This window comes from Streptomyces sp. NPDC101219 (genome assembly GCF_044767675.1).
Lineage (GTDB): Bacteria > Actinomycetota > Actinomycetes > Streptomycetales > Streptomycetaceae > Streptomyces.
Genome location: NZ_JBIWOK010000001.1, coordinates 69987 through 81720, shown reverse-complemented (window position 1 = coordinate 81720; position 11734 = coordinate 69987). Strand labels below are relative to the sequence as shown.

Here is an 11734-nt window from a genome sequence, read left to right as displayed (position 1 = left end):
CGCGGCAGACAGCCGAGGACAGCGCGTACGGTGGCCGACGGGCGTGCCGGACCGACGGCCGGAGCCACCGCCCTCCCCGCCCCGCGGCAGACAGCCCGGGACAGCCCCGTACGACAGCCCTCGCGGGCATGCCGGACCGACGCCGGCGGCATCGCCGTCCCCTCCCGCGGCGGACCCGGGGACGCCCCGGGTACCGGCCCGGCGGGCGCGCCCGGCCGTCGTCCTCCGTCGCCCTCACCGCCCGCACCGGACCGCCGGGGACGGCCCCGGCGGGGTCAGGTCCGCCGTTCGCCGTCCCCGGGACAAGGTGACCCTGGCCGGGGCGCTGCCGTCGGCCGGACAAGGTGCCCTTGGCCAGCGGCGCTGCCGTCGGCTTCTCCGTGCGGCCCGGGCCCCGTAACCCGGGCCCGGTGCGCCCCGGACGAAGGCCCCCGCGCGGTGCGCCTCAGCCCCCCGCCATCGCCTCCGTGCGGGAGGGCGCCGCCGCGGTCCGCTCCCCCAGGGCGGTGTCCAGGTCGGCCCAGAGGTCCTCGACGTCCTCCAGCCCCACCGAGAGGCGCAGCAGCCGGTCGACGACCCCGGCCTCGCGGCGGTCGTCGGCGTCGACGATGCGGTGGCTGATCGAGGCCGGGTGCTGGATGAGCGTGTCGACGCTGCCCAGGCTGACGGCCGGGGTGATGAGCCGGACGCCGGCGATCACCTCGTGCGGGTCGCCGTGCACCTCGAAGGAGACCATCGCGCCGCCGATGCTCGGATAGTGCACCCGCGCCACGCGCGGGTCGGCGGCCAGCCGGCGGACGAGTTCCGCGGCGTTCGCGGACGCGGCCCGCACCCGTACCGGGAGCGTCGACAGCCCGCGCAGCAGCAGGTAGCCCGCCAGCGGGTGCAGCACGCCGCCGGTCGCGAAGCGGACCTGGCGCAGCCGGCCGGCCGTCTCCTCGTCGCAGGCCACCACGCCCGCGAGGACGTCCCCGTGTCCGCCCAGGTACTTGGTGGCGCTGTGCAGCACCATCCGGGCCCCGTGCTCGGCGGGGCGCTGGAGCACCGGCGTGGCGAAGGTGTTGTCGACGAGGAGCGGCACCGAGCCGCAGGCGTGGGCGACGGCCCGCAGGTCGACCTCGGCGAGTGTCGGGTTGGCGGGTGATTCGACCAGCACGAGGCCGGTGTCGGGGCGCAGCGCGTCGGCGACGCCCGCCGGGTCGGTCCAGGTCACCTCGGAGCCGAGCAGTCCGGCGGTGAGGAGGTGGTCGCTGCATCCGTAGAGCGGGCGGACGGCGACGACATGGCGCAGTCCCATGGAGCCGCGCACCAGCAGGACGGCGCTGAGCGCGGCCATGCCGCTGGCGAAGGCGACGGCGGCGTCGGTGCCCTCCAGGCGGGCCAGGGCCGTCTCGAAGCGGGCGACGGTCGGGTTGCCGAGGCGCCCGTAGACGGGCGGGCCGTCCGGTTCCGCGCCGGTGGTGGCGAAGGCGTCGATGCGGGCGGCCTCGGCCCGGCTGTCGTACGAGGGGTAGGTGGTGGACAGGTCGATCGGCGGGGCGTGCAGTCCTTGCCGGGCGAGGTCGTCCCGGCCGGCGTGCACGGCCTCGGTGGCGAGTGCTCTCGTGGTGCGGCGCGCATCCGCGCCTCGCGTGTCCATGCCCAGGTCCATGGCGGAAGGGTGAACACCGACCGGAGTCGTGGGGCGGTTGTCCGTGCTACGTTCGGCCAGTGGCTGAATCTGTCGTACTGGATCCGGTCGATCTTCATTTGCTGCGGCTGTTGCAGAACGACGCCCGGACGACGTACCGGGACCTCGCCGCGCAGGTGGGGGTCGCGCCGTCGACGTGTCTGGACCGGGTGACCCGGCTGCGCCGCTCCGGCGTGATCCTGGGGCACCGGCTGAAGCTGGACCCCGCCAAGCTGGGCCGTGGGCTCCAGGCGCTGCTGTCCGTGCAGGTCAGGCCGCACCGACGGGAGCTGGTCGGGCCGTTCGTGGAGCGGATCCGGGAACTGCCGGAGTCGTTGACCGTGTTCCACCTGACGGGGCCGGACGACTATCTGGTCCATGTCGCGGTGGCCGACATGACGGACCTGCAGCGGCTGGTGCTGGACGAGTTCACCTCGCGGCGGGAGGTGGCGCGGGTGGAGACCCGGCTGATCTTCCAGCAGTGGGACTGCGGGCCGCTCCTGCCGTCTTCGCCCTCGGCTCAATCCGGGTGACGTGCGGCGGGCCGCGTACCAGGATGGTCCGCATGTCACAGAGCACCCACAGCCCGCTGCCCCGCGAGGTCGCCGACGCCTACGTCGACGAGCTCGTCGCCCTCGACCCGATCTCCGGTACCTATCTGGGTGTCAGGGAGAGTTCCTCCCGGCTGCCCGACCTCTCGCCCGCCGGGCAGGAGGCCGTCGCCGAGCTGCAACGCCGCACGCTGGCCCGGCTCGACGAGGCCGAGCGGCTGCCCGGTGCGGACCGCGACATCGAGCGACGGTGCGCCCGGCTGCTGCGCGAGCGGCTCACCGCGGAACTCGCCGTGCACGAGGCCGACGAAGGACTGCGTTCGGTGGGCAACCTGGGCACCGTCGCGCAGTCGGTGCGTGAGGTCTTCACCGTGACACCGGCGGACACGGAGGACGACTGGTCGGCGATCGCCGAGCGGCTGCGGGCCGTGCCGGCCGCGCTGGGCGGCTACCGGGAGTCCCTGGCCCTCGGCCTGGAGCGCAAGCTGTACGCGGCGCCGCGCCCCACCGCCACGTTCGTCGGGCAGCTCACCGAATGGTCGGACACGGGTGAGGGCCGCGGCTGGTTCGAGGACTTCGCCGCCGCCGGGCCGGACGCCCTGCGCCCCGAGCTGGACGAGGCGGCGCGCGCGGCGACCGCCGCAGTGGTGGGGCTGCGGGACTGGATGCGCGACGTGTACGTGCCGGCGGTGGAGGGCGCGCCGAACACCGTGGGCCGGGAGCGCTACGCCCGCTGGGCCCGCTACTTCAACGGTACGGATCTCGACCTGGACGAGGCGTACGCGTACGGCTGGGCCGAGTACCACCGGCTGCTCGGCGAGATGCGCAAGGAGGCCGAGAAGATCCTGCCCGGTGCCGCGACGCCGTGGGTGGCGCTGGCGCACCTCGACGAGCACGGCCGGCACATCGAGGGCGTCGACGAGGTCCGGGAGTGGCTCCAGGGCGTGATGGACCGGGCGATCGAGTCCCTCGACGGCACGCACTTCGAACTCGCCGAGCGGGTGCGGAAGGTGGAGTCGCGCATCGCCCCGCCGGGCAGCGCGGCGGCGCCCTATTACACGCCCCCGTCGGAGGACTTCTCCCGGCCGGGCCGGACCTGGCTGCCCACGATGGGCCTGGACCGCTTCCCGGTCTACGACCTGGTGTCGACCTGGTACCACGAGGGGGTGCCCGGCCATCACCTCCAGCTGGCGCAGTGGGTGCACGTCGCCGACGACCTGTCCCGGTACCAGGCGACGATGGGCATGGTCAGCGCGAACGCCGAGGGCTGGGCGCTGTACGCGGAGCGGCTGATGGACGAGCTCGGCTTCCTCACCGACGCGGAGGAGCGGCTCGGCTACCTGGACGCGCAGATGATGCGGGCGGTCCGGGTGATCGTGGACATCGGCATGCACCTGGAGCTGGAGATCCCCGCGGACTCGCCGTTCCACCCGGGTGAGCGGTGGACGCCGGAGCTGGCGCAGGAGTTCTTCGGCGCGCACAGCAGCCGTCCGGCGGACTTCGTGGAGAGCGAGCTGACCCGCTATCTGACGATCCCGGGCCAGGCGATCGGCTACAAGCTGGGCGAGCGGGCCTGGTTGCGGGGCCGGGAGAACGCCCGGGCCCGGCACGGCGACGCCTTCGACCTCAAGGCGTGGCACATGGCGGCGCTGTCGCAGGGGTCGCTCGGCCTGGACGACCTGGTGGACGAGCTGTCGGCGCTGTAGCCGGCCACGGTGGGTCCGGGCCCGCGCGCACCGTCGCGGGCCCGGACCGCGCCCGCGCGCAGCGGGGGCGCGGGAGGCGAGCGGGGAGCGTCAGCGCCGGAAGCCGCCCTCCGAGTCGACCACCTGCCCGGTGACCCACTCCGCCTCGTCCGTCGCCAGCCAGGCGAGGAGGCGGGCCGGGTCGTCGGGCATGCCCCACCTCCCGGACGGGAAGCGGGCGGCGACCGCGTCGTAGTCCTCACCCGTCAGGTAGTCGGTGTCGACGGGGCCCGGGTTGACGGTATTGACCGTGACCGCGTGGGCGGCGAGCGTCGTGGCCAGGGAGCGGGTGATGGACGCCAGGGCGCCCTTCTGCAGGGCGTAGGCGATCTCGCCCGGCATGCCGCCGGCGATGTCCTGGCCGGAGGTCATCATCAGCACCCGCCCGCCGGGGGTACCGGGCTCCAGCGCGGCGCGGTGCCGGGCGTGGGCCTGGACGAGGAGCAGCACCGAACGGGCGTCCACGGCCCAGTGCGCGTCCAGCATCGCGGCGTCGACGGTGTCGAGGTCGCCGTCCGAACCGCTGAGGGCGTGGTTGGCGACCAGGATGTCGAGCCGTCCGCCGAGCGCCTCGGCGGCGCGTGCGTGCAGGGCGGCGGGCTCCCGCGGGTCGCTGAGGTCGCCGGGGCCGTGGGCCACGCGTGCGCCGGGGTCGCCGCAAGCGGCGCGGACGGCGGCGGCCACCTCCTCGGGCCGGTCGGCACCCCACGGCTGGGCGGCGTCGTGCGGCACGTGGTGGTGCAGATAGACGCTCGCACCCAGGGCGGCCAGGCGCCGGGCCACGGCGCAGCCGATGCCGCCACGCCGGCTCGCGCCCGTGACCAGGGCGGTGCGGCCACGCAGCGGCAGGGGGTCGCGGCGCAGTGACTCGGGGGTGGGATGGGGCAGTCGGGGCATGGTTGCCCATGATGGTGGGCGCCCGGTGCCGGCGCACCCTGATTTCCCCCCGCGGGTCAGGGCAGGGGCCGCAGCTGGACCAGGGACAGCCAGGTCTCCGCACCGGGCCGCGCCTGGGCGGCGCGGACCGCGTAGCGGCCGGCGGGCAGGTCGAGCCGGAGGTGGTCGGTGCCGGTGGAGTGGGCGCCGGGCCAGGCCGCGTCGAACAGGACGACCGGGCCGGGCACCCGCCACTCCACCTCGGGCTCCCAGTCGGCCGTGTCCAGCGCCTCCCCGACGCCGGCCAGCAGGTCGGCCTCCGAGTCGGCGGCCAGCCACCGGACCAGGGTGCCGTGTTCGGGGAGGTAGGCGGTGGCGGCGGGCTCGTCGCCCAGGACGAGGGCGGTGGTGTCCCCGACGGGGAGGAGTCCGACGGCGCCGTCCACCTCACAGGCCCGGTCGTAGTCCGAGGCCGCCTCCTCGCCGTCGGCGCCCGTCCAGAACGCCAGCACCGTTTCCGGTACCGCGACGAGCGGACCGCCGCCCGATTCCACCCACTGTGCCGTGCCCGGCTCCGCGTGACGCACCATGCGCCGAACCTACAGGCCCCAACTCCGCTCGGTGCTACGGGGGTTCAGTGGCCCGCGCGCTGCCGCAGCACGGATCCGGAGCGGTCCTTGACGACCTCCAGCTGGGCGTGGATGCGCCGCCGCAGGTCGGCGACGTGGCTGACGATACCGACGCTGCGGTCGCGTTCCCGCAGCGAGTCCAGCACGTCGAGGACCTCGTCGAGGGTCTGGTCGTCGAGGCTGCCGAAGCCCTCGTCGATGAACAGGGTGTCCAGCCGGACCCCGCCCGCCTCGTCGGTGACGACGTCGGCGAGGCCGAGGGCCAGGGCGAGCGAGGCGAAGAACGTCTCACCGCCGGACAGGGTGGCCGTGTCGCGCTCGCGGCCGGTCCATGCGTCGACGACGTGCAGGCCGAGGCCGCTGCGGCCGCGCCCGGCGCGGTCGTCGGAATGGACGAGGGTGTAGCGGCCGGACGACATGCGCAGCAGGCGCACGGTGGCGGCGGCGGCCACCTGTTCCAGGCGGGCGGCGAGCACGTACGACTCCAGCCGCATCCTGCGGTCGTTGTCCGCCGAGGTGCCCGCGGTGAGGGCGGCCAGGCGGGCCACCCGGTCGTACTCCTCGCGCAGCGGGGCGAGCCGGCGGGCGCCCTCGGCGCACCGGGCGGAGAGCCGGTCGAGTTCGGCGCAGCGGCGGGCGGCGGCGTCGCGTGCGGAGGCCGCCTCGCGCACGCGGCGGTCCGCGTCCTCGGCGGCGCGCTGGGCGGCGGCGACGTCGGCGGGCGGCTGTCCGGCGGCGGCCACCGTGTCGGGTTCGGCGAGGACCGCGCGGACGGTGGCCTCTTCGTGCTGCCAGGCGTCGAGGCGCCGTTGCAGCTCCCGGTGGGCGGCGTCGTCGAGGAGGGCGTCGGCGGCGGCCTGCGGGGTGTCGAAGCCGGCCCGGAAGGCGGCGTCGGCGAGGCGGGCGTCGGCGTCCTTGAGCCGCTGGGCGGTGTCCTCGGCGGCGCGGGCGGCGTCGGCGGCGTCGGTGAGCCGGGCGACGTGCCGCTCCAGTTCGGCGGCGCGTTCGGCGACGCTGCGCGCGGTGCCCCGGGCCCGGGCCAGCTCCTCCTCCAGTGCGGCCCGTTCCCGGTCGAGGCGCTCGCGGTGGCCCACCCGGGACGCGGCCCGCACGGCGGCCTCCTGGCGGGCGGAGCTGCGCAGCGCGTGTTCCTGTTCGGCGCGGCGCAGTTCCTCCTGGGCGGAGTGCAGCGCCGACGAGGCGTCCCGGGCCCGTCCGTACTGCTCCTCCAGTTCGGTGAGGGCCTCGGCGAGCTGTGCGGCGGGAGTGTCCCCGGCCTCGGCGCGGGCGGCGGCCAGGTCCTCGCGGAGTTGCGCCAGGCCGCGTTCGTCGCGGGTGCGGCGTTCCTCGGCGGCCCGGTACTCCGCCAGGGCGCGCTCCTCCGCCTCGCGGCCGACGTGGCCGGCGTCCTTGCGGGCGGGGGCGGGGTGTTCGGTGGCGCCGCAGACGGCGCACGGGGCGCCGTCGGTGAGGTGCGCGGCGAGTTCGGCGGCGATGCCGTCGAGCCGCTGTTCCTTGAGGTCGAGCCAGTGGTCGCGGGCCCGGGCGGCGGCCTCGGCGGAGTCCAGGGCGGTCCGGCGGGCGTCCTCGGTGCGGGCGGTGAGTTCGTCGCGCTGCCGGGCGGCGGTCAGCCGCCGGCGGGCGGTGTCGCGCTGTCCGGCGAGCTCGCCCGCCCGGGCGGCGGCCTGCTGGGCGGACTCGATGGCGGCCCGCAGTCCGTCGCGGGTCTGTTCCCACCGGGCGAGCCAGGTCTCGGCGTCCTCCAGGGTGTCGGCGTCGGCGCGTTCCTGGCGGTCCAGGCCGGTGCGCTCGTCGAGGAGTCCGGCGAGACGCTGCTCGGCCCGGCGGGCCGACTCCAGGCCGCCCAGCTCCTCGGCGGCCCGCCGTGCGGCGGCGGCGAGCCCGGCCGCTTCGGCGTCGGCGAGGGCGTCGGGCAGCACCGCACGCGCGCGGGTCTCGGCGGCGGCCGCCCGGCGGTGGTCGGTGTCGGCGGCCTCGCGCAGTCCCAGGGCGGGCGCCACCGCCTCGGCCTTGCGGGCGCGCGCCATGCGTGCCTCGTTCTCCCGGTGGGCGTCGGCGCGCTCCTCCAGCCGGGCCGCACGCTCGCGGGCCTCGGCGAACCGCCGCTGCAGCCGGTCCCGTTCGCGGGTCTCGTCCAGGGCGAGGGAGGCGGCGGCGCGGGCGGACTCGGCGGCGGCGAGCCGGCAATGGGCGATCGTGAGCTGTTCGCGCGCGGTGCTGCGGGCGACGGCGGCGGCGCTCAGCACGGCGTCGGCCAGGCCGGGGTCGCCGGGGGTCAGGTCGGGCAGTTCCATGGCGCCGCCGGCGGCCTGCTGCATCCGGTGCGCGTCGGCCAGCAGGTCGGCGTCCCCGTCCCTGACCCGGGACTCGGTGCCGCGCCGGCGTTCGGCGAGGCGCTTCTCGACCTCGGCGAAACGGCGGGTGTCGAACAGCCGCCCCAGCAGCCGGCCGCGGGCTTCGGCGTCGGCCCGCAGGAAGCGCGCGAAGTCGCCCTGGGGCAGCAGCACGACCTGGCAGAACTGTTCGCGGCTCATGCCGAGGAGCTGGGTGATCTCCTCGCCGATCTCCTGGTGCGAGCGGCTGAGGTCCTTCCAGGTGCCGCCCACCGGGTCGTGTTCGGCCAGCCAGGTCTGGGCCTTGTCGACGGTGGTGCCGGTGCCGCGCTTCTTCGCGCGCTCCCAGGGCGGCTGCCGGGTGATGCGCAGGCGGCGTCCGGCGACGGTGAGTTCGAGGGTGACCTCGGTGCGGGTGCCGGGGGCCGCGTGGTCGCTGCGCAGGGTGACGCCCTGGCCGCCGCCGCTCTGCCGGGCGCCGGGGACGGCCCCGTACAGGGCGTAGCAGACGGCGTCGAGGACGGAGGTCTTCCCCGCGCCGGTGGGCCCGTGCAGCAGGAAGAGGCCGGCGGCGGACAGCTCGTCGAAGTCGACCGTCTGGGCGGCGCCGAAGGGGCCGAAGGCGGTGATGTCCAGCCGGTGCAGCCTCACCGGGCGACCTCCTTGACGGCGTCGTCCGCGCGGACCGCGTCGAAGGCGTCCCGGAGCACGGCCTGTTCCCGTTCGTCCGGTCCGGCGCCGCGCACGTGGGCGACGAAGTCCTCGGCGATCTCCTGGTCGGCGCGTCCGGCGAGCCGCCGGGCGTAGGACACCTCGGGGTCGCCGGGGGCGCGGTCCGGGTCGAAGACGAGGCTGAGGGTGTGCGGGAAGCGCGTGGTGAGCCGGGCCATGGGGTCGGCGGGGCGGACCGGGTCGGTGAGGGTGGCCTCGACCCACGCCTCTTCGTGGACCGCGAGCGCGGGGTCGGCGAGCAGGTCCTCCAGGCGGCCCCGGATGCGGGCCAGGGGGCGCGGCACCGGGCAGTCGACGCGTTCGGCGGTGACGGCCCCGTCGGCGTCGAGGTCGACGAGCCACATGCTCTTGCGGTGCCGGGCCTCGGAGAAGGAGTACGGCAGGGGGGAGCCGGAGTAGCGGACCCGCTCGGTGAGGGTCTGGCAGCCGTGCAGGTGGCCGAGGGCCACGTAGTCCACGCCGTCGAAGACCCCGGCGGGCACCGCGGCCACTCCGCCGACGGTGATGTCCCGTTCGCTGTCGCTGGGTTCGCCGCCGGTGACGAAGGCGTGGGCGAGGACGACGCTGCGGGTGCCGGCCGGGCGGGCGGCGAGGTCGGCGCGGACCTGGTCCATGGCGGCGGCCAGCACCGTCTCGTGGGCGGCCTTCGACACCTGGAACCGGTCCTTGACCAGGGCGGGTTCGAGGTAGGGCAGCCCGTAGAAGGCGACCTCGCCGTGGGCGTCGGACAGCATCACGGGGGTGCCGCAGGCGGCGGGGTCGGTGCGCAGGTGGATGCCGGCACGGCCGATGAGCCCGGCGCCGACGCCGAGCCGGCGGGCGGAGTCGTGGTTGCCGGAGATCATCACCGTCGGCACACCGAGGTCGGCCAGCCGGTGCAGGGCGTCGTCGAACAGTTCGACCGCGGCGAGCGGCGGCACGGCCCGGTCGTACACGTCCCCGGAGACGACCACCGCGTCGACGGCGCGCTCACGCACGGTCGCCACGAGGTGGCCGATGAAGTCGGCCTGGGCGCCGAGCATGCCGACCCGGTGGAAGGACCGGCCGAGGTGCCAGTCGGACGTGTGCAGCAACCTCACAGCGCGACTCCGGCCCGCATGATTTCCCCCTCCTCAGCCCCTGTGGCAGACACCGGACCGGCACGGCCCGTGGCCGTCGTCGACCACGCCGGCGCCGGTCGGCACCTGATCCCTCACGCGCCTCAGTCTGCCACCCGCGTCGGACAGCACAGGGCCACGGGGGTCGGCCGTCACTCGACGGTGGTGCGGCCGAGCCGCCTCGAACAGGTCGTGGAGTGTGCCACGCCGTGAACGACGACACTGCTCGCCCAGGACGAGGCGCCGGTCCTCAGCCGTTCTCGCCGACGCGTCCCGTCCCGGGGCCGACCTGCTCGGCATCCGGAGACCGCCCGCTGCTGCGCGGGGCTCACCGGGGCGCGGCCGTACAGGGAGTGACGGCCCCGCCCCGGTGGCGGGCGGGATCAGCAGGCCCCGAGGTCTTCCCAGACGCCCCACTCACCGGTGGTACCGGGCTGCTCGCCCGTCACCCACCACTTGGCCCGCCAGGTGTGCCCGCCGTAGGAGACGGTGTCGCCGCCGGTGTACACGTTTCCGGCGCTCCAGAGCGGCGCGACGCAGTCACCCGGCTCACCGTCTCCGCCGTCGTCACCTCCGCCGTCGTCACCTCCGCCGTTGCCCCCGCCGACGTTGACGTCGATGCAGGCGTAGAAGGCGTTTCCGGTGTCCGCCACGTTCCACACGGCAAGCACCTTCTGACGGCCGGTGAAGGACCCGAAGTTCACCTGGTGGCTGACGTCGGCGGGAGGCTGGGCACCACGGCCGTCGAACTCGGCGATCTTCGTGTTGCCTATGAAGTACTGCCAGTTGGCGGTGGAGTGCCGTGCCGTGTGGTGCCAGTTGAAGGTGTGCGTACTGCTGACAGGTGTCACCCGCCAGCCCTTGCTGTCGTCGTCAAGTTCGGCGAACTGGGCGTTTCCGCCGCTGCAACTGCGCAGGCCCTTCGGCCCTTCGACGCTCTGCGGCTCGTACTTGATCTGGCCGCAGTCGACGACGCCCGCGGCGCACTGGTCCTGCCGGCTGCCGGGGTCGGTCACCCAGCCGTGGGCGCTGGCCGTACCGGCCGGGAGGCTGATGGCGAGCAGGGGGGCCACCAGCGCGCCGATCGCGAGAGCCGCCTTCTTTTTCGTGTTCATGCCATTCCACTTCCTTCTGAGTCGTCAGGCAGCCGTTCAGGGGGCGCGTTCCGCACCGATCACGTGCGGGCAGGTCTAGACCTTCTCGATTCAGGTCTAGACCTTATCGACGGATCCGCTCCGGTCAAGAGGTTGAACAACGCGAACACCCCAGCAGCGCACGCCACTTCGGGGCCGCCGCCCGTGAAGCCGAACTGCCCGCCCTATTGGTCTAGACAAGACCCCCGGGCATGGTTCACAGTTCGACTGCCACCCTGCGGCCGCCTCGCCGATGCCCCGTACCGCCCGGCCGCGATCTGCGCCATGCCTCCGCCGAGTGGCGCACCGGACGCGCATCCCCCACGTCCCGGCCCGACGCCGCCCGTCCGCCGGAATCCCTCCCGGCCGAGGCACCCGAGCACCCGAGCACCCGAGCACCCGAGCACCCGAGCACCCGAGCACCCGAGCACCCGGCCAGTCTTCGCCCCCACCGCGACGCAGCCTCCGCGAGAGCGCTGCGCGAGACAGAGGAGACACACCGATGAAAGCGCTGGACAGAAGCAGAGAACACGTGATCGGACTGTTCAGGATCGTCCTGGGACTCCTGTTCGCCTGTCACGGAGCCGCCACCCTGTTCGACGTCCTGGGCGGCCCGCACGGAGCGAAGCCCGAAGTCGCCGCGTGGCCCGGCTGGTGGGCCGCTGCCATCCAACTGCTCGGCGGCACACTGGTGTTGTGCGGCCTCGGGACGCGCGCCGCGGCCATCCTCTGCTCCGGATCCATGGCGTACGCCTACTTCGTCGTGCACCAGCCCCATGCGGTCTTCCCCATCGAGAACGGCGGCGAGACGGCCGTCATGTTCTGCTGGTCCTTCCTGCTCATCTCCGCCCTCGGCCCCGGCCGGTGGACCCTGGCCGGCCTGCTCACCCACCGGGGAGAGCGACGTGACCGGACGACAACGACGACATGACCGCCCCGAAGGGGCAC

At 75.0% G+C, this 11734-nt stretch carries 9 protein-coding genes; 3 read left to right on the top strand and 6 right to left on the bottom strand.

The window, feature by feature from the left end:
- Positions 1-445: 445 nt before the first annotated feature.
- Positions 446-1651 (bottom strand): trans-sulfuration enzyme family protein, encoded by a 1206-nt coding sequence (locus ACIRPP_RS00420; RefSeq protein WP_403636666.1) that lies wholly within the window; start codon positions 1649-1651, stop codon positions 446-448.
- Between the two features lie 59 nt (positions 1652-1710).
- On the opposite strand from ACIRPP_RS00420, the gene ACIRPP_RS00415 reads away from it, so the two are divergent.
- Together ACIRPP_RS00415 and ACIRPP_RS00410 are read left to right on the top strand one after the other, a co-directional pair.
- Positions 1711-2202, top strand: a complete 492-nt coding sequence (locus ACIRPP_RS00415) for an Lrp/AsnC family transcriptional regulator (RefSeq protein ID WP_164337401.1) — start codon at positions 1711-1713, stop codon at positions 2200-2202.
- Between the two features lie 32 nt (positions 2203-2234).
- A complete protein-coding gene (locus ACIRPP_RS00410; protein ID WP_403636664.1) occupies positions 2235-3926 on the top strand; it encodes a DUF885 domain-containing protein in 1692 nt (563 codons plus the stop codon).
- 90 nt (positions 3927-4016) lie between these two features.
- Here ACIRPP_RS00410 and ACIRPP_RS00405 read toward each other — a convergent pair whose 3' ends face one another.
- The 5 genes from ACIRPP_RS00405 to ACIRPP_RS00385 form a co-directional block, all read right to left on the bottom strand.
- A complete protein-coding gene (locus ACIRPP_RS00405) occupies positions 4017-4862 on the bottom strand; it encodes an SDR family oxidoreductase (protein ID WP_403636662.1) in 846 nt (281 codons plus the stop codon).
- Positions 4863-4918: 56 nt separating this feature from the next.
- Positions 4919-5431, bottom strand: coding sequence for an immunity 21 family protein (locus ACIRPP_RS00400; protein ID WP_403636660.1), 513 nt, complete (start codon positions 5429-5431; stop codon positions 4919-4921).
- A gap of 44 nt (positions 5432-5475) precedes the next feature.
- The gene (locus ACIRPP_RS00395) at positions 5476-8475 is read right to left on the bottom strand and encodes an AAA family ATPase (RefSeq protein WP_403636658.1); all 3000 of its coding nucleotides are present in this window, start codon (positions 8473-8475) and stop codon (positions 5476-5478) included.
- Complete coding sequence (locus ACIRPP_RS00390) at positions 8472-9635, bottom strand: exonuclease SbcCD subunit D (protein ID WP_403636656.1); 1164 nt, start codon at positions 9633-9635, stop codon at positions 8472-8474. The genes ACIRPP_RS00395 and ACIRPP_RS00390 overlap by 4 nt, the downstream gene beginning before the upstream one ends.
- 401 nt (positions 9636-10036) lie before the next feature.
- On the bottom strand, positions 10037-10768 hold the full coding sequence (locus tag ACIRPP_RS00385) for a lytic polysaccharide monooxygenase (RefSeq protein ID WP_403636655.1): 732 nt from the start codon (positions 10766-10768) through the stop codon (positions 10037-10039).
- 520 nt (positions 10769-11288) lie between these two features.
- Here ACIRPP_RS00385 and ACIRPP_RS00380 point away from each other — a divergent pair.
- A complete protein-coding gene (locus tag ACIRPP_RS00380; RefSeq protein WP_403636653.1) occupies positions 11289-11717 on the top strand; it encodes a DoxX family protein in 429 nt (142 codons plus the stop codon).
- The last annotated feature ends 17 nt before the right edge of the window (positions 11718-11734 follow it).